The following is a 22763-nucleotide window of genomic DNA, read 5'->3' as shown; positions in this document are numbered from 1 at the left end:
CACGCCCTCCCATCTGACGATCCGTCATGTCGCTCGGGCTGCCGCCCATCGTCGTAGCTGACGGATCGTCAGACAAGAGGCGGGCCGGTATTCAGGGCGCCCAGAGGCCGTCCTCCGTGAGCCCCAGCAGGTCGATCGCGTTGCGCCGCACGATCCGCTCGACGACCTCGGGGGCGAGATGGGCCATCTGCGCCTCGCCGACCTCCCGGGACTTCGGCCAGGTGGAGTCCGAGTGCGGGTAGTCCGTCTCGTACAGGACGTTGCCGACGCCGATCGCGTCCAGGTTCCGCAGGCCGAAGGCGTCGTCGAAGAAGCAGCCGTACACATGGTCGGCGAACAGCTCGGACGGCGGCCGGTGCACCTTGTCCGCGACACCGCCCCAGCCCCGGTTCTCCTCCCACACCACGTCGGCCCGTTCGAGGATGTAGGGGATCCAGCCGATCTGCCCCTCCGCGTACATGACCTTCAGGTTCGGGAAGCGCTCGAACTTGCCGCTCATCAGCCAGTCCACCATCGAGAAGCAGCAGTTGGCGAAGGTGATGGTGGAGCCGACGGCGGGCGGGGCGTCGGCGGAGGTCGAGGGCATGCGGCTGGAGGAGCCGATGTGCATGGCGACGACCGTGCCGGTCTCGTCGCACGCGGCGAGGAAGGGGTCCCAGGCGTCGGTGTGGACGGAGGGCAGCCCCAGATGGGGAGGGATCTCGGAGAAGGCCACCGCGCGTACGCCACGGGCCGCATTGCGCCGTACTTCTTCCGCCGCAAGTTCGGCGTCCCACAGCGGAATGAGGGTCAGCGGTATGAGGCGGCCCGCGGCCCGCGGTCCGCACCATTCCTCCACCATCCAGTCGTTGTAGGCCTTCACCGCGAGAAGAGCCAGCTCACGGTCCTTGGCCTCGGTGAACGTCTGGCCGCAGAAGCGCGGGAACGTGGGGAAGCAGAGAGCGGACTGGACATGATTGACGTCCATGTCGGCCAGGCGCCGGGGCACGTCGTACGAGCCTGGTCGCATCTGCTCGTACGTGATGACTTCGAGCCTGATCTCGTCGCGGGAGTACCCGACGGCCGTGTCGAGCCGGGTGAGCGGGCGGTGCAGGTCCTCGTACACCCACCAGTCGCCGACCGGACCGTCGTCGCCCGGGGCGCCCATCACCGGGGCGAACTTCCCGCCGAGGAACGTCATCTCCTTCAGCGGCGCCCGGACGATGCGGGGGCCGGTGTCCTGGTACCTGGCCGGGAGCCTGTCGCGCCAGACGTCGGGGGGCTCCACCGTGTGGTCGTCCACCGAGATGATCTTCGGGAAGGGCGTTTCGGAGGTCACCGAAGGGCCCGCCTTGCTCTGCGTGGTCTCCATACGGCCCACGGTAGCGCTGATCTGACGACCCGTCAGCTCTCTGCCCGACCGCCGGTGCAGCCGCCCGTGGACTGGGCGATTGTGTGCGGACATGTGAGGAGACTGTGTGAGGACCTTGTGGTGTCCCGTCCGGCGCCCTGTGACAGCCGTCTCCCACGGCTGACGCATCCGCCATGAACAAGGCAAACTGGCCTCGTTGTACTGACGGTTCGGCAGGGGGACAGCGATGGTCGGTGTGCCGCGGGTACCGGAGCAGCGGCGTCCCGAGGGATCGGCGGCGTTGCGCTTCAGCGTGCTCGGACCGGTGCGCGCCTGGCGCGGGGACGACGCCCTGCCCGCCGGGTCACCACAACAACGCGCCCTGCTGGCGGCCCTGCTGCTGCGCGAGGGCCGCACGGCCACGGCATCCGAACTCATCGACGCCCTCTGGGGTGACGAACCCCCCTCCCAGGCACTGGCCGCCGTCCGCACCTACGCGTCACGGCTCAGGAAGGCCCTGGGAACCGAGGTCCTGGTCAGCGAGTCCGGCGGATACGCCATCCGGTCCCTCGGCGACGGGGCGCTGGACCTCGCCCGTGCCCAGGAACTGGCCGCCGACGCGGAGAAGGCCCGCGGTGGCGGAGACCTGTGCCGCGCCCGCGAACTGCTCCGGGACGCGCTCGGCCACTGGGACGGCGAGGCGCTCGCGAGCGTGCCCGGCCCGTACGCGGAGACCCAGCGGGCACGGCTCGACGAATGGCGGCTGCAACTCCTGGAGTCCTGCCTCGACATGGACCTGGAGCAGGGCTGCCACGCGGAGGCCGTCTCGGAGCTGACCGCCCTGACGGCCGCGCACCCGCTGCGCGAACGGCTGCGCGAACTGCTGATGCTCGCGCTCTACCGCAGCGGCCGCCAGGCCGAGGCCCTCGCGGTGTACGCGGACACCCGGCGCCTGCTCGCCGACGAGCTGGGCGTGGACCCGCGGGCGGGCCTGAAGGAGCTCCAGCAGCGCATCCTCCAGGCCGACCCCGGCCTCGCCGAGCCGTCCGCCCCGGCCGCCGAGCCCGCCGCGGCACCGGTGCGCCCCGCCCAGCTGCCGGCCACCGTCACCGACTTCACCGGCCGCGCCTCCTTCGTCCAGGAGCTCAGCGAGGTCCTGGCCTCCGCCACCTCCGCGGAGGGCAGCGTGATGGCGGTCTCCGCGCTCGCCGGGATCGGCGGCGTGGGCAAGACCACCCTCGCCGTGCACGTCGCGCACCAGTCCCGCGGGGCCTTCCCCGACGGTCAGCTGTACGTGGACCTCCAGGGCGCCGGCGCACGCTCCGCCGAACCCGAGACCGTGCTCGGGGCCTTCCTGCGGGCGCTGGGCACCGCCGACTCTGCGATCCCCGACTCCCTGGAGGAACGGGCCGCCCTCTACCGCTCCGTGCTGGACGGACGTCGCGTGCTCGTCCTGCTGGACAACGCGAGGGATGCCGCACAGGTGCGTCCGCTGCTGCCCGGCACCGAGGGCTGCGCGGCGCTGGTGACCTCCCGGGTGCGGATGGTCGACCTCGCGGGCGCGCACCTCGTGGACCTCGACGTGATGTCCCCCGAGGAAGCCCTCCAGCTCTTCACGAAGATCGTCGGCGCGGAGCGGGTGGCGTCCGAGCGGGAGGCCGCCCTGGACGTGGTCGCCGCATGCGGCTTCCTCCCTCTGGCCATCCGCATCGCCGCCTCCCGGCTGGCCGCCCGCCGCACCTGGACCGTGTCCGTCCTGGCCGCCAAGCTCGCCGACGAGCGGCGCCGGCTGGACGAGCTCCAGGCGGGCGACCTCGCCGTCAAGGCGACCTTCGAACTCGGCTACGGCCAGCTGGAGCCCGCCCAGGCCCGTGCCTTCCGGCTGCTGGGCCTGGCCGACGGCCCGGACATCTCGCTGCCCGCGGCGGCCGCCGTGCTCGACCTGGGCGTCGAGGACACCGAGGACCTCCTGGAGTCCCTCGTCGACACCTCGCTCCTGGAGTCCGCGGCCCCCGGCCGCTACCGCTACCACGACCTCGTACGGCTCTACGCGCGTGCCTGCGCCGAGCGCGACGAACAGCCGCCGAGCGAACGCGCCGCGGCGATGTCGCGGCTGCTGGACTTCTACCTGGCCTCGGCCACGGCGGTCTACGCCATCGAACGCCCCGGCGACCGGACCGTGGACCATCTCGAGGTGACCCGCCAGCAGGGGCAGGAGTTCGCCGACGACGGCAAGGCACTGGACTGGCTGCACGCGGAGGCGGCCTGCATCCTGGCGTTCGTCCAGCAGTCGCTCGGCCCGGACACGCTGCGCCGGGGGGTCGATCTCCTGCTCGCCTCCAAGGACCTCGCGGAATCGGGGGCCAGCTCCCTGACGTACGAGGCGGCGACCAGGGCCGCCCGGGACGCCGCGGAGGCCCTCGACGACGCCCACGCGGCGGGGCGCGCCCGGGTCACGCTCACCCAGGTGCTCAGCACCGCGGGACGCTTCGACGAGGCGGCCGCCGAGGCCGACCGGGCCGTCGTCCTCGGCAGGGCGGCCATGGACCCCTGGACCAGCGGCAACGCGCCCAACGAACTCGGCATCATCGCCATCTGCCGCAACGAGCACGCCGCCGGCGAGGCGCACCTGCTCAAGGCGATCGACAGCTTCCGCGCCGACGGCAACCGTCCCGGCGAGGCGAGCGCCCTGTGCAACCTCTCCCGGGTGCTGGTCTCCATGAACCGCACCGCGGCGGGCATCGAGCTGGCCCAGCAGGGCATCGCGATCTACGACGAGCTGGGCCTGACCGTCCGGCTCGCCAACGCCCGCTACGCGCTCGGGATCGCGTTCGGCCACGCCGGGCGCCACGTCGAGGCACTGCAGCAACTCACCCAGGCGCTCGCCATCTTCGTCGAGAACCGGCAGCGCCTGTGGGAGGGCACCACGCACTTCCGCATCGCGCAGGTGCACCTGGCGGGCCGCGGTCTCGGCAAGGCGGCCCAGCACGCCGAACAGGCCCTCAGCACCGGCTGCATCGGCGGCGACTGGATGCGCGCCAATGTCCTCACCCTCCTCGGGCGGTCGTTGCAGGGTCTCGGGCAGGTGGACCGGGCACGCGCCTGCTGGAACGAGGCGCTCACCATCCACGAGGAGGCGAGCGCCCCCGAGGCCGACGAACTGCGCGCTCTGCTCAGCCCCGTCGCCGCCGCCTGAGCCGCACCCCGGACGGCGTTCATCGAACGTTTATGGGCGGCTGCCAGTCTCAGTGCATCGACCCGTCGCGTCGGGGGGCAGACGGATCGGCGTGGGCCCCACTTGTAGGGTGAGCGGCCCTGGAACGCCCGTTCGGCGACCCACGGGGGAGTTGCCGAACGGGCGTTCCCCACAGCACACCTTCAACTTCACGGGAGGGCCCAGCCATGAGCGACGAGAAGAAGACCGACGACCTCACGGACGCCACCACGATGGACAGCCACGCGCCCGCTCCGCCGGCCAAGGACCCCGTCGCCACCACGGACGACAGCCACGCGCCCGTGCCCGGCGAGGACGCCGTGACCACGATGGACAGCCACGCCCCGGCCCCGCCGGCCAAGGACGGCGTGACCACGATGGACAGCCACGCTCCCGTGCCGCCGGCGCTGCGCCGCGACTGAGGACTGCCTGGAACGGGGATCGGCCGCGGCGGCGCGGAGGGGGAGCCGTCGCGGCCGAGGCATGTCCGCACGACGCCGGCCGGCCCGCTCGTCCGTCAGCGGCCCCGCAGCTCCCCCTTGACCACCTTCCCGCTCGCGTTGCGCGGCAGCTGGGCCACGAACTCCACCGCGCGCGGGACCTTGTAGTTGGCCATCTCGCGGCGGGACCAGGCGATGAGGTCGTCGGAGGTCAGTGTGGAGTCCGCGCGGCGGACCACGTAGGCCTTGCCCACCTCGCCGAGGCGGCCGTCGGGGACACCGATCACGGCGACGTCCGCCACGTCCGGGTGCAGGCCGAGGAGCTGCTCTATCTCCGCGGGGTACGCGTTGAAGCCGCCGACGATGAACATGTCCTTGATCCGGTCGGTGATGCGGAGGTTGCCCGCCTCGTCGAGGACGCCGACGTCCCCCGTGCGGAGCCAGCCGTCCGGGTCCAGGACCGCGGCGGTGGCCTCCGGATCCTCGAAGTAGCCCTGCATCACGTTGAATCCGCGGACCAGGACCTCTCCGGGCGTGCCGGGCCCGACAGTGCCTCCCGCGGTGTCCACGACCCGCACCTCGCTGCCCGGGATGGCCCGGCCCGAGGTGGCGGCGATCACCGGCGCGGCGTCGCCCCGGCGGCACATGGTGACGATGCCGCTGGCCTCGGAGAGACCATAGGCCGTCAGCACCGTGTCGATCCGCAGCTCCGACTTCAGCCGTTCCACCAGGCGCAGCGGGACGACGGCCGCGCCCGTCACCACCAGGCGCAGGGCGGAGAGGTCGTGGGTGTCCCGGGACGGGTGGTCCAGCAGGGACTGGTGGAGGGTGGGCGGGCCCGGGAGGACGGAGATGCGCTCCGCGGCGATGTTCGCCAGCACGGTGTCCACGTCGAACACGGACTGCGGGACCATGGTCGCGCCGCGCATCAGACAGGCGATGATCCCGGCCTTGTAGCCGAAGGTGTGGAAGAACGGGTTGACGATCAGATAGCGGTCGCCCTCGCGCAGGCCCGCGAGGTCGCTCCAGATCGCGTAGCCGCGCAGCGTCTGCGCGTGGGTGATCAGCGCGCCCTTGGGGCGGCCGGTCGTGCCCGAGGTGAAGACGATGTCGGAGGGCGACGCGCCGGAGAGGGCGTCCTCGCGCCGTCGTACGTCGTCCCGGCCCACGCCTTCGCCCTCGGCCAGGAAGTCCTTCCAGGTACGGAAGTCGGCGGGGGCGTCGTCCGCGAGGACCACCACCTGCTCCAGGTGCGGCAGGCCCGGGAGCGGACCGGATCCGGGGCCCTCCCCGGCGGCCCGGCGCAGCGACGCCACGTACGAGGTGCCCAGGAAGGTGCCCGTGACGAACAGCAGTTTCGCGCGGCTACGGGCCAGGACGTAGGCCGCTTCCGCACCCTTGAAACGGGTGTTGAGGGGGACGAGGACGGCACCGGCGCCTACGGCGCCGAGGGCGGAGACGATCCAGTCGAGGGTGTTGGGCGCCCAGACGGCGACCCGGTCGCCGGGCTCCACCCCGTTCGCCATGCAGGCGGCCGTCGCGCGTTCGACCCGGGCGCCCAGTTCCTCGTACGAGACGCGGGTGCGGCCGTCGACGACCGCCTCGCGGTCCGCGAAGCGCTCCGTGGCCGACCGCACCAGCCCCGGGACGCTCGTCCACTCCAGGTCACCGCGCATCGCGTACCTCCCGCCCGCACATCACTAGCTGACTGTCCGTCAGATTAGCTGTAGCCTGACGCCCTGTCAGCAGCCGGGACCTTGTGCGGAGGTGCACCCATGCCGGGGATCAAGGACGCCACAGCCGTCGTCGGGATCGGGCAGACCCCCTTCGCCAAACGCCTCCCGGAGTCCGAGAAGGCCCTGGCCTGCCGGGCGATCCTCGCCGCCCTCGACGACGCCGGCATCGCGGCCTCGGAGGTCGACGGACTCGCCTCCTACACCATGGAGGAGACGGACGAGGTGGAGGTCGCCAAGGCGGTCGGCCTCGGCGACCTCACCTTCTTCAGCAAGGTCGGTTACGGGGGCGGCGGTTCCTGCGCCACGGTCGCGCACCTGGCCGCCGCCATCGCCGCCGGGCAGGCCACCGTCGGCGTCGCCTGGCGGTCACGCAAACGCGGCTCCGGCCCCCGCCCGTGGAAGAACACCACCGTCCAGCTCCCCACCCCGGCGCAGTGGACCCGCCCCTTCGGACTCCTGCGCCCCGCCGACGAGATCGGCATGCTCGCCCGCCGGTACATGCACGAGTACGGCGCCACCCGCGACCACCTCTTCAACGTCGCCCTCGCCTGCCGCAACCGCGCCAACCAGAACCCCGCCGCGATCATGTACGAACGCCCGCTCACCCGCGAGATGTACATGACCTCCCGGTGGATCAGCGAACCGCTCTGCCTCTTCGACAACTGTCTGGAGACCGACGGCGCGCTGGCCTGCGTCCTGGTGTCCGCCGAACGCGCCCGCGACTGCCGCACCCGGCCCGTCTACGTCCACTCCGCCGCCCAGGGCCTGCCCGCCCAGCACCACGGGATGGTCAACTACTGGAACGACGACCCGCTCACCGGGCCCGCCTGGACGGCCGCCCGACACCTGTGGAAACACGCCGACTTCACTCCCGAGGACGTCGACGTGGCGCAGATCTACGACGCCTTCACCCCACTCATACCGCTCTCCCTGGAGGGCTACGGATTCTGCGCGCGGGGCGAGGGCGCCGCGTTCACGGAGGGCGGCGCGCTGGAGATCGGCGGACGGCTGCCGGTCAACACCGGCGGAGGCGGACTCAGCGAGGCGTACGTGCACGGCTTCAACCTCATCAACGAAGGGGTGAAGCAGCTGCGCGGCACGAGCACCGCACAGGTGCCCGGGGCGGCGACCTGCCTGGTCACCGCGGGGGAAGGCGTCCCGACCTCCGCCCTTCTGCTGAGGAGCTGAGATGTCCGACAGCCTGCTCTCCCCCGTGCCCGACGACGACGGCGCCCCCTTCTGGCGGTACGCCGCACACGGTGAACTGCGCGTCCAGGCCTGCGCCGACTGCGGCGAACTCCGCTTCCCGCCCCGCCCCTGCTGCCCGCACTGCCACTCCTTCGCGAGCGAATGGCGCAGGATGAGCGGCCGGGGGCGCGTGTGGTCGTACGTCGTCCCGCACCCCCCGCTGCTGCCCGCCTACGCCGAACAGGCGCCGTACAACGCGATCGTGGTGGAGCTCGCGGACGCCCCGCGGATCCGTCTCGTGGGCAATCTGGTGACCGCCCCCGACGCCCCGCTGAACTCCGTCCCCGCGCAGCGGCTGCGGATCGGCGCACGGGTGCAGGCGGTCTTCACCGAGGTCGACGGGGTGTCCGTGCCCCGCTGGGTCCTGGAGCGGCCATGAGCGGCGGCGGACTGCGCGTCAGCGCCGACAAGGACACCGGTGTCGCCGTCGTCACCATCGACCGGCCCGCCCGGCTCAACGCCATCGACCTCGGCACCGCCGCCGAACTCGCCGCTGCCTGGCGGGACTTCCGCTACGACGACGGCGTGCGGGCCGTCGTCGTCACCGGCGCCGGGGAGCGGGCCTTCAGCACCGGGATCGACCGGGACGCGGCGGTGCCGCAGCCGGGCTCCCCGTTCATGGTGGACGACCCCCTCCTCACCATCGGGCCGAAGGCCAACGACCTGTGGAAGCCGGTGATCGCCGCCGTCAACGGAATGGCCTGCGGCGGCGCCTTCTACCTGCTGGGCGAGGCGGAGTTCGTGGTCGCGGACGAGACGGCGACCTTCTTCGACCCGCACACCACCTACGGAATGGTCAGCGCCTACGAGTCCGTCCACATGGCGCAGCGGATGCCGTTCGGCGAGGTGGCGCGGATGGCACTGATGGGGACCGCCGAACGGATCTCGGCGCGGCGGGCCCACGAGGTGGGGCTGGTGTCCGAACTCACCCCGCCCGGTGCCGCGCTGGACGCGGCCGTCGAGTGCGCCGCCGTCATCGCCTCGTATCCGCCCGAGGCCGTGCAGGGGACCGTACGGGCGCTGTGGCTCACCAAGGAGGCGGCCCGCGCGCAGGCCCTCGCGCACGCCCCGCAGCTCGTCTCGCTCGGCAATCTGCCGACGGAACGGCAGGCGGGGCTGTTCACCGGACGACGGCCCGGGTTCCGGCTGCGCTAGCCCTTCCCCCAGGGGGAGTCGGCGTCGCGTGGCGGGGTTCCCGGACCGGGCGTAGCGTCTGCTGCGACGGCCGCCGTCCGGACTCCCTTCCGTGCCCGGCACGACGGCCGTCACCGTCCGCCGGGCCCGGCGCGCGCTACGTCGTGCGGGCCGTGCCCGTCCCCTTCTCCGCGTCCAGGGCGTACACGCAGCGGTCCTTGCTGCAGGCGTAGACGACCCCGTCCCTGACCACCGGGGCACCGGTGATCTCGCCGCCCGTGGCGAGCTTCCAGCGCAGCCGGCCGTCGTCGGCCTTCAGGGTGTACAGCAGATGGTCGGTGGAGCCGAAGTGGATCCGGCCCTCGGCCACCGCCGGGGCACCCACCAGGTCGCCGCCCGCCTGGAACCGCCACTTGGGCGTACCGGTGACGGCGTCGAGCGTGTAGAGGCCCTTGCCGCTGCCGACGTGGACGTGGCCGGCGGCGACGAGCACCGGCTCGACGGAGGCCCGGGACTCGGTGGCGATGCGCCAGCGGTCGCGGCCGTCGGTGGCGTCGAGGGCGTAGACCGTGCCGAGGTAGTCGGCGAGGTAGACGCCGCCCCCGGTGACCGCGGGGCCGGGGGCGAAGGTCGGCGGGCAGAGGAAGACCGCCGGGGCCTCGAAGTGCCAGCGGACGTGTCCGCCGGCCACGTCGACGGCGAGCACGCGGGTGCCGGCGCAGACGTAGACGTAGCCGTCGGGGGCCTGGGTGATCCGGACCGGTACGCCGCCGCAGGAGGCCGCGTCGCCGACCGGGTAGGACCAGCGCTCCTCACCGGTGCGCGCCTCCAGCGCGCGCAGCCGCGCGTCCTTCCAGACGTAGACCGTGCCGTCGTGGAGGGCCGGTCCGGCCTCCGGGGACTCGAAGTCGGTCTGGGCGCCGGTGATCTCCCACAGCTTCTGGCCGCTGGAGGCCTCCCACGCCTGTACGCCGCCGCCGCGGGTGCCGGTGACGACGGTGCCCCGGTCCGCCTTGAGGGAGTACACCCAGGCGTCCGTCGACAGGCGCCACAGATCGCCGCCCTCGCGGGCGTCGAGCGCGAACAGCGTGGGCCCGTCCGAGGCGTGGATACGGCCGTCGGCGACCGCCATGGACCAGGCCACGTCCCGGGTCTTGAACCGGCGGCGTCCGGTGGCCACGTCCAGCGCGTGGACCTCGAAGGAGGTGACGTAGACCAGGTCGTCGGCGACCGCGGGCGTCCCCCACACGTCGTTGGACATGCGGAAGCGCCAGGGCCGCCAGCCCGAGGCCGACTCGGCGGGCGGGGCCGGCGCCACGGCGGGCACGGGGTCGGCGCCGTTCACCCCGGCGTGCGGCCGGGACCAGGAGGCGGCCAGGCCCGCCTCCGGAGGCGGCGCCTTGACGGCGGCGGCACGGGCGTCGGCGACGCGCGGCCCGGGGCCGATGGGCACCTGGGCGCCCGCGAGGCGCACCGGGCCGGTGTCGGGCGCCCCGACGGGCACGGGGGCGTGCGAGGGCGGCGCGGGCACGGCGGAGCGGCCCCCTGCGCTGCGTCCGCCGCCGGTGGCGGGCTTGGGGGCCGGACGGCCCCCGCGGCGCGTCTCGATGAGGCCCACCGCCCGCTCGGGCAGCCAGGCCGACGCCGTACCGCTGTCGTCGGAGCCGGAGCCGAAGAGATGGGGGGCCAGCTGGGCCTGGAGGTCGGCGGGGTTCGGGCGTGCCGTGGCCTCCATCTGCATGCAGGACTCGATGAGGGGGCGCAGCTCGTCGGGCAGCCCCTCCAGGTCCGGGCCCTCGCGCAGCAGCATGAAGACCGTCTCGACGGGGTTCGCGCCGTGGAAGGGGGCGTGGCCGGTGGCGGCGAAGACGAGCATCGAGCCGAGCGAGAAGACATCGCTCGCGCCGGTGACGCTGCGGGAGTCCTTGGCCTGCTCGGGCGACATGTAGGCAGGTGTGCCGACGGCGACGTTCGTCATGGTCAGGCGGGTGTTCGAGACGCCGGACGCGATGCCGAAGTCGATCACACGCGGCCCGTCCTCGACGACCAGGACGTTGGAGGGCTTGAGGTCGCGGTGGACGAGACCCGCGCCGTGGATGGACTGGAGGGCCTCCGCGACGCCCGCCGCCAGCCAGCGCACCGCCTGGGCCGGGAGCGGCCCGCACTCGTTCACTATTTCTTCGAGCGAGGGCGCGGGCACGTAGGCCGTGGCCAGCCAGGGCACCGCGGCGCGCGCGTCGGCGTCCACGACGGCCGCCGTGTAGAAGCCGGACACGGCGCGGGCCGCCTCGACCTCGCGCGAGAAGCGGACCCGGAACAGCTGGTCCTCGGCGAGTTCCGTCCTGACCGTCTTGATCGCCACGCGCCGGCCGGACGCCGAGCGCGCGAGATAGACCAGCCCCATGCCGCCGGCACCGAGCCGCCCCAGCACCTCGAACGGCCCGATCCGCCGCGGATCGTGCTGCGTCAGCTGATCCACCACTTGCCTGCCACCTCCCCGTACGGGCCGCGCCGTCCACGTATGAACGCGACCCCGTGCAGCGTCTCACCACCGCACCGCCATGGCGGCACGCACCCCGATTCTTCCTGGCCGAGCCAAAGGTTGCGAACCAGGGGGCGAATCGGGGTGTCTCATGATCTATCAGGACAAAGGGGCAGGGTTTTCCGCTGGTGGACCGCCGAGCCGCCCGCGACCGGTGGCCGATTCACCTCTCCAGTACGGCGAAGGAGGCCCCCTGGTTGTCCGTGACCACCGCCACCCGCCCGTACGAGGCCTCGAAGGGCGCGGCCTGGACACGGCCGCCGAGCCGGCCCACCGTCCGCAGCGCCGCGTCGCAGTCCTCGACCCCGAAGTGGACGAGGAAGTGGGGTGGCATTTCGGCCGGGAAGACGTCGGAGACCGGGGCCCGGCCGAAATCGGGGGTGGCGTCGGGGCCGAAGAGGGCGTCGTGGAAGAGGGATCCGTAGAACCGGTCGACGGTCGTGGTGTCCCGGGCGTACAGCTCGGCCCAGCAGAAGGAGCCGGGCTCGTGGCGCCGCCCGAAGCCGGGGTGCGTGCCGGTCTGCCACAGGCCGAACACGGCGCCTTCGGGGTCGGTCGCCAGGGCGGCGGTGCCCAGGGTGTCGACCGGCTCGGGGGCGGTGATGAGCCGCCCGCCCGCCTCCATGACCTGGCGGGAGAGGGCGGTGACGTCGGGCGCCGCGAAGTAGACCGTCCACACCGTGGGCATCCGGCCGTCCCGCTTGGGCGCGAGGGCCGCGACGGCCTCGCCGCGGAGGCGGGCCCAGCCGGCCGGGCCGTACCCCTCGGCGAAGGTCCAGCCGAAGAGCTCGCCGTAGAAGCGCTTGCCCGCGTCCACGTCGGGGAGCTGCGCGTCGACCCAGCAGGGCACGCCCTCGGAGAAAACGGCTGATTCGGCCATGCGGCCAAGCTAACGGCCCTCCCCGCATCCCGCAGAGCGGGCGCGCCCACCCCCGTGAACTCCCGTGGCGGGCCCCCGCACCCCATTTGCACTCGGCCGAATCGCGCTCCGATCACCCCTCGGTAAGCTGACGGCATGACAGGACAAGTGCGTACCGTCGACGGCCGCGTGGCCGGACGGCGTGGGCAGGCGACCCGGCAGAAGCTGCTCGACTGCCTCAGCGAGATGCTCAGCTCCTCGCCCTACCGGGACGTCAAAGTCATTGATGTCGCCCGGAAGGCGGGCACGTCGCCGGCGACCTTCTACCAGTACTTCCCGGACGTCGAAGGCGCCGTCCTGGAGATCGCCGAGCAAATGGCCGCGGAGGGCGCGGCGTTGACCCAGTTGCTCCAAGGACGTTCGTGGGTCGGCAAGGCCGGCTGGCAGACCGCCCAGGAGCTCGTGGACGGCTTCCTGGAGTTCTGGCGCAAGAACGACGCGATCCTGCGAGTCGTCGACCTCGGCGCCGCCGAGGGCGACAAGCGGTTCTACAAGATCCGCATGAAGATCCTGAACTCCGTGAACAACTCCCTTACGGACACGGTCACCGAGCTCCAGTCCAAGGGCAAGGTCGACAAGGACGTGAACCCGGCGGCGATGGCCGGCTCCCTCGTCGCCATGCTCGCGGCGGTGGCCTCGCACCAGAAGGGCTTCCAGTCCTGGGGCGTCAAGCAGGCCGAACTCAAGCCGAACCTGGCGCTGTTGGTGCACCTCGGCGTGACCGGGAAGAAGCCGACGAAGTAGCGCCTCCTCTTTTCTTGCTCGGATCCCCTGCTCAATTCCTGTCATGCGGGCGGCAGTCCACCGGTGTGGACTGCCGCCCGCTGCGCTGTGCGCGTCCCCGTGCCGGCCGCTACGAGGGCAGCGGGCGGTCCGTGACGACGTGCTTCATCACGAGCGTCGACGTCAGCCGCTGCACGCCCGGCAGCGTCGCCAGCCGGTCGTCGTAGAGCCGCTGGAAGGCCGCGAGGTCGGCGGTCGCGACCCGCAGCAGGTAGTCCGGCTCCCCGAAGAGCCGTTGCGCGTCCAGGACGTGGGGAATGTCCGCCAGCGCCCGCTCGAAGTCGGCGACGGTGTCCCGGTCCTCCTGGCGCATGGAGACGAAGACCAGTGCCTCGAAGGTCAGACCGACGGCGGCGGGGTCCACGACCGCGCGATAGCCCCGGATGGCACCGGACCGCTCCAGCTCGCGCAGCCGCCGGTGACAGGGCGAGACGCTCAGCCGCACCCGGGCGGCCAGCTCGGTGACGGTGAGCCGGCCGTCCTGCTGGAGCTCGGCAAGAATCTTCTGGTCCACGGCGTCCATGAGGCAGATTCTTCCCCCAAAGGCGCGATCATGAGCAAACTTCGAAAACACCTTTGGGGCGATCGCGCCTAATGTCCCTCTTATGGATTGGGGACTGGTCACGGCGTTTCTGGCCGTGGATCTGCTGCTGGTGTGCGTGCCGGGCGCCGACTGGGCGTACGCGATCTCGGCGGGGCTGCGGGGCTCGGTGCTGCCCGCCGTCTCCGGGCTCGTCGCCGGGTACGCGCTGCACACACTGCTCGCGACGGCCGGGCTCGCGGTGCTGGTCGCGGGGTCGCCCGCGCTCCTCACCGGGCTGACGGTGGCGGGGGCGGGCTACCTGCTGTGGCTGGGCTGGGGCGTGCTGCGCAGGCCGGCGACGCCGGGAGCGGCCCAGGACGCCCCCGCGGCGCCGCCGCTGCGCACGTTTCTGCGCGGGTCCGCCATCAGCGGTCTCAACCCCAAGGGCCTGCTGCTCTACCTCTCTGTGCTGCCGCAGTTCCTGCGGCCGGGCGGGGTTCCGGTGGCCGCGCAGACCGGCCTGCTCGGGACCGTCCACATGGCCGCCTGCGCCGCCGTCTATCTCACCGTCGGTCTGCTGGCCCGGGCCGTGCTGCGGGCCCGACCCGCAGCGGCCCGTGCGGTGGCCCGCACCTCCGGCGCCGCGATGCTCGGCATCGGCGGGTTCCTGCTGGTGGAGCGCCTGGCCACGCTGTGACGCCGGGCCCCGCCGGCGGGCGCTGTCAGCGCGCGGGCGGGCGGCGGCGCTCGATCCGGAACAGCCGGATCTCCCGGTCGACCCGCGCCTGGTAGGTGGCGTACGGCGGCCAGAACGCCAGCGCCGCCTTCCAGGCCGCGGCCCGCTCCTCCCCCGCCAGCAGCCGGGCGGCCACGGGGATGTCCTCACCCTTCCAGCTGATCACGGCGTCGGGACGGGCGAGCAGGTTGGCGGTCCAGGCGGGGTGGCCGGCGCGGCCGAAGTTGGACCCGATGAGAAGCCACGTGTCGGGGCCGGGCCCCTCCGGCATGCACGCCAGCGGAGTACGCCGCTCCAGCCCGCTCCGGGCGCCGCGGGCGATGAGCACGACCCCCGGCAGCATCTGCGCGCTGAGCAGCACCTTCCCCCGGGTCAGCCGGTGCACGGCCCGGTCGAGGGCGGGCACGACGTGCGGCGCGACCCGGGCGAAGGCGCGGGTCGAGGACACTTTCTGCACCAGCCGGACGCCGGGGACCCGGCGCGGTCCCCGCCCCTGCCCCTGCCCCTGCCCCTGCCCCTGCCCCTGCCCCTGGGCCGTCATACCGACACCTCCCCGCCGTCGAAGAGCCGTGCCGCGTCCGCCGCATGCCCGCGCAGCCGGTGCACGGGCCCGAAGAGCAGCTCGTCGCCGGACGCCCGCTTGAAGTACAGGTGGGCGTCGTGCTCCCAGGTGAACCCGATGCCGCCGTGCAGTTGGATCCCCTCCGCCGCCGCGGTGCGCAGTGCTTCCAGGGCCTGCGCGAGGGCCAGGGGCCCCACCCGTTCCCCCTTCGCCGCGGCCCAGGCCGCGTAGTACGCCGCCGAGCGCGCCGCCTGCACAGCCACGTAGACGTCCGCGAGCCGGTGCTTGACCACCTGGAACGACCCGATGGCCCGCCCGAACTGCTCCCGCTGGCGCACGTACTCGACGGTCCGTTCCAGGGCGCGGTCCGCGGCGCCCACGGCCTCGGCGGCCAGCACGGCCGCGGCCGTGTTCCCTACGGCGGCGAGCACGCCCGGCACCCCGGAGCCGGCCGCGTCCCGCTGCTCGCTCCCGGCCTCGCCCCCGCCCAGCAACTCGGCCTCCACGTCGCGCAGTTCGACGCGGGCCTGCGGCCGGGTCTCGTCCAGTGCGGTCTGCCGCACGCGGACGAGTCCCTCCGCTCCCGCCCGGACGAGGAACAGCAGCGTCCGCGAGCGGGCGAACCCGCCCGTGTGCGCGGCCACCACGAGCAGCCCCGCGCTGTGCCCGTCGAGCACCTGTGCCGCCTGCCCGTACAGGCGCCACACGCCGTCGGCCCGGCGCGCCTGCACCCCGCCGGCCCGGCCGCCGCCGGACCAGTCGCCCCGGTTGTCTCCCACCAGGCCGAGGGCCGTCGCCAGTGCCGTGCCCGGCACGGCGAGTGCGGCGGTCAGTTCACCGGACGCGAGGCGGGGCAGCAGCGCCGTGCGCTGCGCCTCGGTGCCGAGGGCGAGGACGAGCGGCGCGGCGATCACCGCTGTCGCGAGCAGCGGACCGGGCGCCAGCACCCGGCCCGACTCCTCGCAGGCGAGGGCTAGTTCGGTCACCGAGCAGCCGACCCCGCCGTACCGCTCGGGGAGGGCGAGTCCGGGCAGCCCCAGCTGCCGGCCGAACGCCTCCCAGAGCGCCGTGTCGTACCCGGCGGGTGTGCCCACGGCGGCGCGCAGCTCCTCCGGGCCGCAGCGTTTGTGCAGCAACTCCCTGAGCGTGCGGCGGATCTCGTCCTGTTCGGCGGTGAAGCTGGCGTCCATCGGCGGGCTCCTCCTGCGGCGGCCACGTGGCCTCACGGGACACGCGTATCCGACGGGCCCTGCATGAACGGCCCATCTGACGGCCCGTCATGTTAGGACGGAGGGGGTCGAATGCACAGGCCCGCGACGACCTCCCTTTCCCGACCCGATCTGATGTACCGTCAGATTCATGACGCCAGGGAGCCGGAAAGTCGCCGTCGTCGGCGTGTCCCTCTCGGACTGCGGGCGCGTGGACGACGTGACGCCGTACGCACTGCACGCCCAGGCCGCACGACGGGCCCTCGCCGACGCGGGTCTGGACCGCGGCCTCGTCGACGGCTTCGCCTCCGCCGGCCTCGGCACGCTCGCCCCGGCCGAGGTGGCCGAATACCTCGGACTGCGCCCGGACTGGGTCGACTCCACCTCGGTCGGCGGCTCCACCTGGGAGGTGATGGCCGCCCACGCCGCCGACGCGATCGCCGCAGGTCACGCCAACGCCGTCCTCCTCGTGTACGGCTCCACGGCTCGCGCCGACATCAAGGCGGGCCGGCGCACCGGGAACCTGTCGTTCGGGTCCCGCGGTCCGCTCCAGTTCGAGGTTCCGTACGGCCACACGCTCATCGCCAAGTACGCGATGGCCGCCCGCCGGCACATGCACACGTACGGCACGACGATCGAGCAGCTGGCGTCGGTGGCGGTGCAGGCGCGGGCGAACGCGGCGGCGAACCCGGAGGCGATGTTCCGGGAGCCGATCACCGTCGACGAGGTGCTGGACGGGCCGCTGATCGCGGACCCTTTCACCAAGCTGCACTGCTGCCTGCGCTCCGACGGGGGCGCCGCGGTCCTGCTGGCCGCCGAGGAGTACGTGCGCGACTGCCGCACGGCACCGGTCTGGATCCTCGGCGCCGGTGAGCACGTGTCGCACACCAGCATGTCGGAGTGGGAGGACTTCACGGTCTCGCCCGCGTCGGTCAGCGGGCGGCACGCCTTCGGACGGGCGGGCGTCCGTCCCGAGGAGATCGACCTCGCCGAGATCTACGACGCCTTCACCTACATGACGCTGGTGACGCTGGAGGACCTCGGGTTCTGCGCGAAGGGGGAGGGCGGCGCCTTCGTCGAGAAGGGCCGGCTGACCCTGTCCGGCGACCTGCCGGTGAACACGGACGGGGGCGGCCTGTCGGCCCAGCATCCCGGCATGCGCGGCCTGTTCCTGCTGGTGGAGGCGGTGCGACAGCTCCGGGGGGAGGCGGACGGGCGGCAGGTGCGCCGCCGGGACGGCACGTTGCCGCGGCTGGCCGTCGCCTCCGGCACCGGTGGCTGGTTCTGTTCCTCGGGCACGGTGGTGCTGGGGCGCGACTGAGCGGCCCGGCGCGTCCGGCCGGGGCCCGGCGGGTGATCAGGGCGCGACGGTGACCAGGGCCGAGTCGTCGGTGGGGTCCGGGTCCCGGCGGTCCGGCCGCCCCACGTCCGGCGCCTCGACGGTCCGCAGCGCGACCCTGCCCGTCGCGGGTTCCCCGAGGTGCAGCGTGAAGTCGAAGGTACGGCTCTTCCCCGGCGCGAGCTCGCCCACGTCACAGGTGTATGTGGAGTCCTTCTCCTCGCAGTAGGGCTCGAAGTAGCCGTCGTCGACCTCCTCCATGGGCTGCTCCACCACACCGGAGCCGAGCGGGGGCTCGAACACCAGCCGGGCGGACCGGCCGGGATCGCCGGGCCCTTCGTTGTGGACGGTGAGACGCACCCCGCGCTCGTCCCCCGGGTCGCCGTGCACCGTGACGTCGGAGAGTTCGTAGTCGGCGCGGGTGTCGAGGCGGACCTCGGTGCTCACGGTCCGCTGGGCGAACCTGCCGTGCCCGCCCCGGGTGACCTCGGCGCGCAGAGCCGGCCCGTCGCCCGGCTCGCCGCCCTTGGGACAGCTGCCGTACTGGCCCGGTCCCATGTCCAGCGCCCAGGCCTCCTGGGTGAAGTAGCCGTACATGGACGCGGCCGAGGCGCGCATGCGCAGCGCCGGGCGCAGCACGACGGTCTCCCCTGGGGCGATGCGCAGCCGGGGGAACCGGCAGACCGCGGTGTGCCCGTGATGGGTCTCCGGGTAGCGGCAGTTGGAATACTGCCGCGTGAACTCCTGTGTCCCGGAGCCGAGTTCGAGCCCGAGGCCGACGACCGGCACCTCTCCGGCGTTGTGCACGACGACCGGCGCGGTGATCTCGGCACCCGGGCGGACGTCCTCCAGCGGCGCTGCGGTGCGCACCTCGACCACGGGCTCCCCGACCACGACCCGGGTACGGGCGGAGAGTTCCTTCCCGTCCTTCGTCGTATAGGTGACCCGGACGGTCCCGGTGTCGCCGGGCCTGCTGCCCTCGGCGGCGACCGGCAGGACGCGTTCGCCGTTCACCCAGTTGTTGTAGGAGGGGTCCACGTCACAGGTGACGTGGAGGGTGTCGCCCGAGCAGTGCCCGTGCCGGCGCAGCCGGACCGCGTGCTCGGAGCCGGGCAGGACCTCCACGGTCAGCCGGCGGGCGCCCGCTCCCGTGTCGTTCCCGACCGTCACGTGGTACGGCTCCTTGTCCTCGGGACCGGACTTGTCGCCGGTGGGGCGCACGTAGAAGAGCCCGGGCGCCGAGAGCGACGGCTTCGGGGGCTTCTCCAGAGGGCCGCACCCGGCGAGCCCCAGCAGCACGGCGCCGCCGAGGACGGCGGCGGTCACGCGCCTCACGGCCCGGCCGTCCGGGCGGACCGCGCCCCCGCGGCGGCCCCGGACCGGCCGGCGCGAGCCCGCCCCGGACAGGGCCCTTCGGAACAGGGCCGGTTCGGTCGCGCGCACGGATCCCCCGCCTTCCCCTCGCTGAGCTCCGGCAGGCGGCCCAACCTACTGCCGCCGGACACGGGGGCGATACTCACAGGCATGGAACCGGATCTTCATGAGCTGCTCAGGTCGCTGCGGGTGTGGGACACCGAGCTGCCCGGCTTCGCGCCGGACGAAGCGCCCGAGGAGCCGCTGCCCCTCTTCGTGAGGTGGTTCGCGGAGGCGGTGGCGGCCGGTCAGCCCGAGCCGCACACCATGTCGCTGGCGACGGCGGACGAGGACGGACTTCCGGACGTGCGGACCGTGATGCTGCACGGCGCGGACGCCGACGGCTGGGCGTTCGCGAGCCACGCGACGAGCCGCAAGGGACGCCAGCTCGGGTCGCGCCCCTACGCGGCCCTCGGCTTCTACTGGCCTGCCCAGGGCCGCCAGATCCGCCTGCGCGGGCCCGTCACGGCGGCACCGCCCGAGGAGGGCCAGGCGGACCTGCACGCCCGCTCCACCGGCGCGCTGGCCGCCGCACTGGTGGGCCGCCAGAGCGACGTACTGCCCTCGTACGAGGAGCTGGAGCGCGTGTCCGACGCCGCCTGGGACCGGGCCCGCCGGGAGCCGGACGCCCCGGCCCCCACCTGGACGCTGTACCGCCTCCGCCCCGAGGAGGTGGAGTTCTTCCAGGGCGACGCCCGCCGCCGCCATGTACGCCTCCGCTACCGCCGCACGGCCTCGGGCGGCTGGCTGAAGGAACTGCTGTGGCCGTGAGGTCCGGGCGGCCGCCGCGGCCGTACGGCTCAGGGGGCACCGTCGCCGAGCGGCTCAGGCAGTCGCCGCGGCCGTGAAGTCGTACACCGCGAAGTCGGCGACGGCGCGGTAGCCGATGCGCTGGTACAGCCCGGTGCTGGTCGGGTTGGCGAGATCGGCGAAGAGCAGTACGTCGTCGGCGCCGGAGTCCAGCGCGGCCCTGCTGACCTCCGCGGTGGCGGCGCCGGCGTAGCCACGGCCGCGCTGCTGCGGCGGGGTGTAGACCGGACCGACGCGGACCTGTCCGGCGATCAGGGGGGTCACGCTCGCCATGGCGAGCGGCCTGCCGTCGTCGGTCTCCCAGAGAGTGACCCCTCCGTAGGCCGCGCGGTCGTCGGCCCAGGCCCCGTGGTCCCGGTCGGCGTCCTCGCCGAGGACCTCGGCGAACTCCGCGCACCACCGGGCGACCTGGTCCCGGTCCGCCGCGGTCGCGACCCGCGCCCTGCCCGGCGGTGCCGGCGCCGGCGCCGTCAGCGTGCCGAGGCGGTACAGCCGCTCGCTCCGGCGCAGCACGGCGCCGGCTCCCGTGCGCCGCTGCCAGGCCTCGGCGAACGCGGCCGCGGTGGCGCTGTCCCCGTTCACGCCGGGCAGCCGGTGCCGCTCGTCGACGAGCCGGGCGGCGAGCGCGTCCGCGTCCCGCGCGGACAACCGCGTCAGGCTCAGCCCGTACGGCGGCGTGCGGAAGAAGGCAGCCCGCACGGCGCCCTCCCGCTCCAGGAATCCGAAGACGGGCGCCTCCTGCCCGAACGCCCGGTGCCCGCGCCGGCGCAGGGCCGCCGTCACGGACAGCGCCACGGTGTGCAGCGCGGGCTCGGAGCGCAGGAAGTCCCCTGCCTGCCCGAGGAAACGGTCCAGGTCATGGGTGACCTGCCAGTCGCGGGACGCGGCGGACGCGGCGGAGGAACGGGAAGCGGGGTCCATGCCCCATGGTCCCGCGGGCCGGCCGTGTCCCGCCTCCGGATTTCCGCGGCCCCCCGGCAGCGACGGCTCCCCCGGGGGGATCTCAGCGCGCGCCCTCCGCGAGGTCCGGGACCTCCGGTTCCGGGTCGGTCGTGAGGCGGGCGTGCAGATGGCAGTCACGGAAGGCGTCGTGACGGCCCGCCTCGAACATCGCGCCGCGCAGCGTGCCCTCGCACCGGTAGCCGCAGCGTTCGGCGATGTGGCAGGAGGCGTCGTGGCCGGCGGCGTGGTCCAGTTCGAGGCGGTGCAGGGCCAGTTCGGTGAAGGCGAACCGGGTGGCCAGGAGCAGGGCACGGGTGGCGACGTGCCGGCCGCGGGCCTCGGGGAGCACCCAGTAGCCGACCATGGCGCGGCGCATCACGTGGTCGATGGCGTTGATGCCGATGTGGCCGAGCGCGTCCCCGGTGTCCGGGTCGGTGACGCGGAAGGCGACACCGGTGCCCTCCCGCGCGCTCTCGGCCCGCGAACGCAGCGACTCCCGGGCCGCGTCGATGTCCCGCACGAACTTGAGCGGCGTGTTCCAGCGCTGGAACTCCGGGTCGGACAGCCCGCGGAGCCACGACGCGGCGTCGGCGTCGGACTCCGCGTCCCAGGGGCGCAGCCACAGGCCGTGACCACGCAGCTCGGGAAAGGGGTTCACTGCGTACTGCTGGTGGACGTTGCTCATCGGGCCATTCAATCCCCTCGCTCCACACGGAGTCGTGGGGTTTGTTCGGATCCCGGTCCGTGCGGCCATGTCCGCGGTGACCGGGTCCTGGCACCCGTGGCCGCGGCGATCGGGTCCGTGGTGACCGGAGTCCTGGCACCCGTGGCCGCGGCGATCGGATTCGTGGCGACCGGCTCCGTGGCGGTCGCGACGGCCGCGACCCGGACCGTGGCAGCCACGACGGCAGCGGCCAGGACCGTGCCGGGCCGTCGCCGTCGCCGTCACCGTCGCGGTCCGCTCACACCGGGGGCCGGAACACGGGCACCCGCACCGCCTCCGCGTCCCGGAACGTCACCTCCAGCTCCATCCCCACCCGCAGGGCCGCGGGGAGGCACTGGACCACCTCGGTCATCATCCGCGGCCCCTCGGCGAGATCCACGACGGCGGCGGTGTACGGCACGCGTCCGCCGAAGGGCGGGAGGTCGTTACGGTGCACGACGGACCAGGTGTAGAGCGTGGCGCGCCCGCTCGCGGGCCGCCAGGCGACGTCCTCGCTCCAGCAGTGCGGGCAGAACTCCCGGGGATAGTGGTGCGCCCGGTCGCAGGCGGCGCAGTGGCGCAGCAGCAGCCGGCCCTCGGCCGCAGCGTCCCAGTACGGCCGGGTGAAGGCGTCCATCTCGGGAAGGTCGAACCGCGCGCCGGACGCGCCGCTCTCCGCCCCGCTCACCGGAAGAGCCCGAACGCGTCGTCCAGCGACCACGTCTGCCACGACATCCCGAACAGGGCGACCAGGGAGATCAGCGCCATCATCGAGTTCTGCCCCTGCTCGGCCCAGTCGTGGATCATGAGGACGAGGTAGAGGAGGTTCAGCAGGAGTCCGCCGACCAGCGCGACCGGCGTCAGAAGGCCGCTGACCAGCCCGAGTCCGAGGGCCAGTTCGGCGTAGACGACGACGTACGCCATCGTGCGCGGGCGCGGACCGACGACCACGTCGAAGCCGGAGCGCACGGCGTTCCAGCGGTGCTTGGCTGCGACATCCGCCGCCCAGGCGATCCCGGTGCCCCGCTCGAACCAGCCCTTCCTGTCCTTGTGCCGCCAGCTCTCCAGCCACCACAGGCCGAGTCCGATCCGGAGCACGGCCAGCCATTCCGCGCCACTGAGCCAGATGGTGTCCATGGCCGATCCTCCCGCCGCCGCCGAAATCTGACGGTACGTCAGTT

21 protein-coding genes are annotated in these 22763 nt (G+C 73.4%); 9 read left to right on the top strand and 12 right to left on the bottom strand.

The features are described from left to right. Nucleotides 1–91 precede the first annotated feature (91 nt). Nucleotides 92–1351: an amidohydrolase family protein gene (locus ACZ4IF_RS18635; protein ID WP_467564120.1), complete on the bottom strand. Its 1260-nt coding sequence runs from the start codon at nucleotides 1349–1351 to the stop codon at nucleotides 92–94. Nucleotides 1352–1577: 226 nt separating this feature from the next. Here ACZ4IF_RS18635 and afsR point away from each other — a divergent pair, with 226 nt between their 5' ends. Both afsR and ACZ4IF_RS18625 read left to right on the top strand, forming a co-directional pair. After that, a complete protein-coding gene (gene afsR, locus ACZ4IF_RS18630; protein ID WP_467564118.1) occupies nucleotides 1578–4526 on the top strand; it encodes an SARP-family global regulator AfsR in 2949 nt (982 codons plus the stop codon). Nucleotides 4527–4732: 206 nt separating this feature from the next. Then, on the top strand, nucleotides 4733–4966 hold the full coding sequence (locus tag ACZ4IF_RS18625) for a sigma-like protein (RefSeq protein ID WP_095935009.1): 234 nt from the start codon (nucleotides 4733–4735) through the stop codon (nucleotides 4964–4966). A gap of 95 nt (nucleotides 4967–5061) precedes the next feature. On the opposite strand, the gene ACZ4IF_RS18620 is transcribed toward ACZ4IF_RS18625, so the two are convergent. Beyond that, entirely contained in the window at nucleotides 5062–6660 is a 1599-nt protein-coding gene (locus ACZ4IF_RS18620; RefSeq protein ID WP_467564116.1) for a FadD3 family acyl-CoA ligase, read from the bottom strand. Between the two features lie 99 nt (nucleotides 6661–6759). On the opposite strand from ACZ4IF_RS18620, the gene ACZ4IF_RS18615 reads away from it, so the two are divergent. Genes ACZ4IF_RS18615 through ACZ4IF_RS18605 form a run of 3 tightly spaced genes read left to right on the top strand, consistent with a single transcriptional unit; the run spans nucleotide 6760 to nucleotide 9123 of the window. After that, nucleotides 6760–7908, top strand: a complete 1149-nt coding sequence (locus ACZ4IF_RS18615; protein ID WP_467564114.1) for a lipid-transfer protein — start codon at nucleotides 6760–6762, stop codon at nucleotides 7906–7908. A gap of 13 nt (nucleotides 7909–7921) precedes the next feature. Continuing rightward, the gene (locus tag ACZ4IF_RS18610) at nucleotides 7922–8347 is read left to right on the top strand and encodes a Zn-ribbon domain-containing OB-fold protein (protein WP_359488891.1); all 426 of its coding nucleotides are present in this window, start codon (nucleotides 7922–7924) and stop codon (nucleotides 8345–8347) included. Then, on the top strand, nucleotides 8344–9123 hold the full coding sequence (locus tag ACZ4IF_RS18605; protein WP_359488474.1) for an enoyl-CoA hydratase/isomerase family protein: 780 nt from the start codon (nucleotides 8344–8346) through the stop codon (nucleotides 9121–9123). The genes ACZ4IF_RS18610 and ACZ4IF_RS18605 overlap by 4 nt, the downstream gene beginning before the upstream one ends. A 136-nt stretch (nucleotides 9124–9259) precedes the next feature. Here ACZ4IF_RS18605 and ACZ4IF_RS18600 read toward each other — a convergent pair whose 3' ends face one another. Together ACZ4IF_RS18600 and kbpA are read right to left on the bottom strand one after the other, a co-directional pair. After that, on the bottom strand, nucleotides 9260–11584 hold the full coding sequence (locus ACZ4IF_RS18600) for an outer membrane protein assembly factor BamB family protein (protein WP_467564112.1): 2325 nt from the start codon (nucleotides 11582–11584) through the stop codon (nucleotides 9260–9262). Between the two features lie 223 nt (nucleotides 11585–11807). Next, nucleotides 11808–12524 (bottom strand): AfsK-binding protein KbpA, encoded by a 717-nt coding sequence (gene kbpA, locus ACZ4IF_RS18595; RefSeq protein ID WP_467564110.1) that lies wholly within the window; start codon nucleotides 12522–12524, stop codon nucleotides 11808–11810. 135 nt (nucleotides 12525–12659) lie between these two features. On the opposite strand from kbpA, the gene ACZ4IF_RS18590 reads away from it, so the two are divergent. Further along, nucleotides 12660–13307 carry a TetR family transcriptional regulator gene (locus ACZ4IF_RS18590; protein ID WP_467564108.1) on the top strand — a complete coding sequence of 216 codons (648 nt, stop codon included), beginning with the start codon at nucleotides 12660–12662 and terminating at the stop codon, nucleotides 13305–13307. A 109-nt stretch (nucleotides 13308–13416) separates the two neighbouring features. Here ACZ4IF_RS18590 and ACZ4IF_RS18585 read toward each other — a convergent pair whose 3' ends face one another. Further along, on the bottom strand, nucleotides 13417–13869 hold the full coding sequence (locus ACZ4IF_RS18585; RefSeq protein ID WP_095935015.1) for an Lrp/AsnC family transcriptional regulator: 453 nt from the start codon (nucleotides 13867–13869) through the stop codon (nucleotides 13417–13419). Between the two features lie 82 nt (nucleotides 13870–13951). Between ACZ4IF_RS18585 and ACZ4IF_RS18580 the strand changes: the two genes are divergently transcribed. Further along, nucleotides 13952–14566: a LysE family translocator gene (locus ACZ4IF_RS18580; RefSeq protein ID WP_467564106.1), complete on the top strand. Its 615-nt coding sequence runs from the start codon at nucleotides 13952–13954 to the stop codon at nucleotides 14564–14566. A gap of 25 nt (nucleotides 14567–14591) precedes the next feature. On the opposite strand, the gene ACZ4IF_RS18575 is transcribed toward ACZ4IF_RS18580, so the two are convergent. Continuing rightward, the gene (locus ACZ4IF_RS18575; RefSeq protein ID WP_467564104.1) at nucleotides 14592–15146 is read right to left on the bottom strand and encodes a nitroreductase family deazaflavin-dependent oxidoreductase; all 555 of its coding nucleotides are present in this window, start codon (nucleotides 15144–15146) and stop codon (nucleotides 14592–14594) included. Continuing rightward, a complete protein-coding gene (locus ACZ4IF_RS18570) occupies nucleotides 15143–16357 on the bottom strand; it encodes an acyl-CoA dehydrogenase family protein (RefSeq protein WP_467564102.1) in 1215 nt (404 codons plus the stop codon). Before ACZ4IF_RS18570 ends, ACZ4IF_RS18575 begins: the two co-directional genes overlap by 4 nt. A gap of 169 nt (nucleotides 16358–16526) precedes the next feature. Here ACZ4IF_RS18570 and ACZ4IF_RS18565 point away from each other — a divergent pair, with 169 nt between their 5' ends. Beyond that, nucleotides 16527–17696, top strand: coding sequence for a thiolase C-terminal domain-containing protein (locus tag ACZ4IF_RS18565; RefSeq protein ID WP_467564100.1), 1170 nt, complete (start codon nucleotides 16527–16529; stop codon nucleotides 17694–17696). 36 nt (nucleotides 17697–17732) lie between these two features. On the opposite strand, the gene ACZ4IF_RS18560 is transcribed toward ACZ4IF_RS18565, so the two are convergent. Then, nucleotides 17733–19040, bottom strand: coding sequence for a COG1470 family protein (locus ACZ4IF_RS18560; protein WP_467564098.1), 1308 nt, complete (start codon nucleotides 19038–19040; stop codon nucleotides 17733–17735). Nucleotides 19041–19238: 198 nt separating this feature from the next. Between ACZ4IF_RS18560 and ACZ4IF_RS18555 the strand changes: the two genes are divergently transcribed. Further along, nucleotides 19239–19898 (top strand): pyridoxal 5'-phosphate synthase, encoded by a 660-nt coding sequence (locus tag ACZ4IF_RS18555; protein ID WP_467564096.1) that lies wholly within the window; start codon nucleotides 19239–19241, stop codon nucleotides 19896–19898. Between the two features lie 54 nt (nucleotides 19899–19952). Here the strand turns inward: ACZ4IF_RS18555 and ACZ4IF_RS18550 are convergent, their stop codons facing one another. The 4 genes from ACZ4IF_RS18550 to ACZ4IF_RS18535 all read right to left on the bottom strand — a co-directional run bounded on the left by ACZ4IF_RS18550 (nucleotide 19953) and on the right by ACZ4IF_RS18535 (nucleotide 22719). Next, nucleotides 19953–20858 (bottom strand): GNAT family N-acetyltransferase, encoded by a 906-nt coding sequence (locus ACZ4IF_RS18550; RefSeq protein WP_467564094.1) that lies wholly within the window; start codon nucleotides 20856–20858, stop codon nucleotides 19953–19955. Between the two features lie 82 nt (nucleotides 20859–20940). Further along, complete coding sequence (locus ACZ4IF_RS18545; RefSeq protein WP_467564092.1) at nucleotides 20941–21564, bottom strand: GNAT family N-acetyltransferase; 624 nt, start codon at nucleotides 21562–21564, stop codon at nucleotides 20941–20943. Nucleotides 21565–21841: 277 nt separating this feature from the next. Further along, nucleotides 21842–22219, bottom strand: coding sequence for a Zn-ribbon domain-containing OB-fold protein (locus ACZ4IF_RS18540; protein ID WP_467564090.1), 378 nt, complete (start codon nucleotides 22217–22219; stop codon nucleotides 21842–21844). 47 nt (nucleotides 22220–22266) lie between these two features. Then, nucleotides 22267–22719: a DoxX family protein gene (locus ACZ4IF_RS18535; RefSeq protein ID WP_467564088.1), complete on the bottom strand. Its 453-nt coding sequence runs from the start codon at nucleotides 22717–22719 to the stop codon at nucleotides 22267–22269. Between the last annotated feature and the right edge of the window lie 44 nt (nucleotides 22720–22763).

The organism is Streptomyces sp. NPDC025784 (assembly GCF_055558435.1).
The sequence above is the reverse complement of the archived record's forward strand: the minus strand, read 5'-3'. Positions and strand labels throughout refer to the sequence as shown.

Bases quoted from the DNA above. Each gene is read 5' to 3' on its own strand.
- ACZ4IF_RS18635 (WP_467564120.1), bottom strand. From the start codon at position 1,351: ATGGAGACCACGCAGAGCAAGGCGGGCCCTTCGGTGACCTCCGAAACG.
- afsR (WP_467564118.1), top strand. From the start codon at position 1,578: ATGGTCGGTGTGCCGCGGGTACCGGAGCAGCGGCGTCCCGAGGGATCG.
- ACZ4IF_RS18625 (WP_095935009.1), top strand. From the start codon at position 4,733: ATGAGCGACGAGAAGAAGACCGACGACCTCACGGACGCCACCACGATG.
- ACZ4IF_RS18620 (WP_467564116.1), bottom strand. From the start codon at position 6,660: ATGCGCGGTGACCTGGAGTGGACGAGCGTCCCGGGGCTGGTGCGGTCG.
- ACZ4IF_RS18615 (WP_467564114.1), top strand. From the start codon at position 6,760: ATGCCGGGGATCAAGGACGCCACAGCCGTCGTCGGGATCGGGCAGACC.
- ACZ4IF_RS18605 (WP_359488474.1), top strand. From the start codon at position 8,344: ATGAGCGGCGGCGGACTGCGCGTCAGCGCCGACAAGGACACCGGTGTC.
- kbpA (WP_467564110.1), bottom strand. From the start codon at position 12,524: ATGGCCGAATCAGCCGTTTTCTCCGAGGGCGTGCCCTGCTGGGTCGAC.
- ACZ4IF_RS18590 (WP_467564108.1), top strand. From the start codon at position 12,660: ATGACAGGACAAGTGCGTACCGTCGACGGCCGCGTGGCCGGACGGCGT.
- ACZ4IF_RS18585 (WP_095935015.1), bottom strand. From the start codon at position 13,869: ATGGACGCCGTGGACCAGAAGATTCTTGCCGAGCTCCAGCAGGACGGC.
- ACZ4IF_RS18580 (WP_467564106.1), top strand. From the start codon at position 13,952: ATGGATTGGGGACTGGTCACGGCGTTTCTGGCCGTGGATCTGCTGCTG.
- ACZ4IF_RS18575 (WP_467564104.1), bottom strand. From the start codon at position 15,146: ATGACGGCCCAGGGGCAGGGGCAGGGGCAGGGGCAGGGGCAGGGGCAG.
- ACZ4IF_RS18570 (WP_467564102.1), bottom strand. From the start codon at position 16,357: ATGGACGCCAGCTTCACCGCCGAACAGGACGAGATCCGCCGCACGCTC.
- ACZ4IF_RS18565 (WP_467564100.1), top strand. From the start codon at position 16,527: ATGACGCCAGGGAGCCGGAAAGTCGCCGTCGTCGGCGTGTCCCTCTCG.
- ACZ4IF_RS18555 (WP_467564096.1), top strand. From the start codon at position 19,239: ATGGAACCGGATCTTCATGAGCTGCTCAGGTCGCTGCGGGTGTGGGAC.
- ACZ4IF_RS18550 (WP_467564094.1), bottom strand. From the start codon at position 20,858: ATGGACCCCGCTTCCCGTTCCTCCGCCGCGTCCGCCGCGTCCCGCGAC.
- ACZ4IF_RS18545 (WP_467564092.1), bottom strand. From the start codon at position 21,564: ATGAGCAACGTCCACCAGCAGTACGCAGTGAACCCCTTTCCCGAGCTG.
- ACZ4IF_RS18540 (WP_467564090.1), bottom strand. From the start codon at position 22,219: ATGGACGCCTTCACCCGGCCGTACTGGGACGCTGCGGCCGAGGGCCGG.
- ACZ4IF_RS18535 (WP_467564088.1), bottom strand. From the start codon at position 22,719: ATGGACACCATCTGGCTCAGTGGCGCGGAATGGCTGGCCGTGCTCCGG.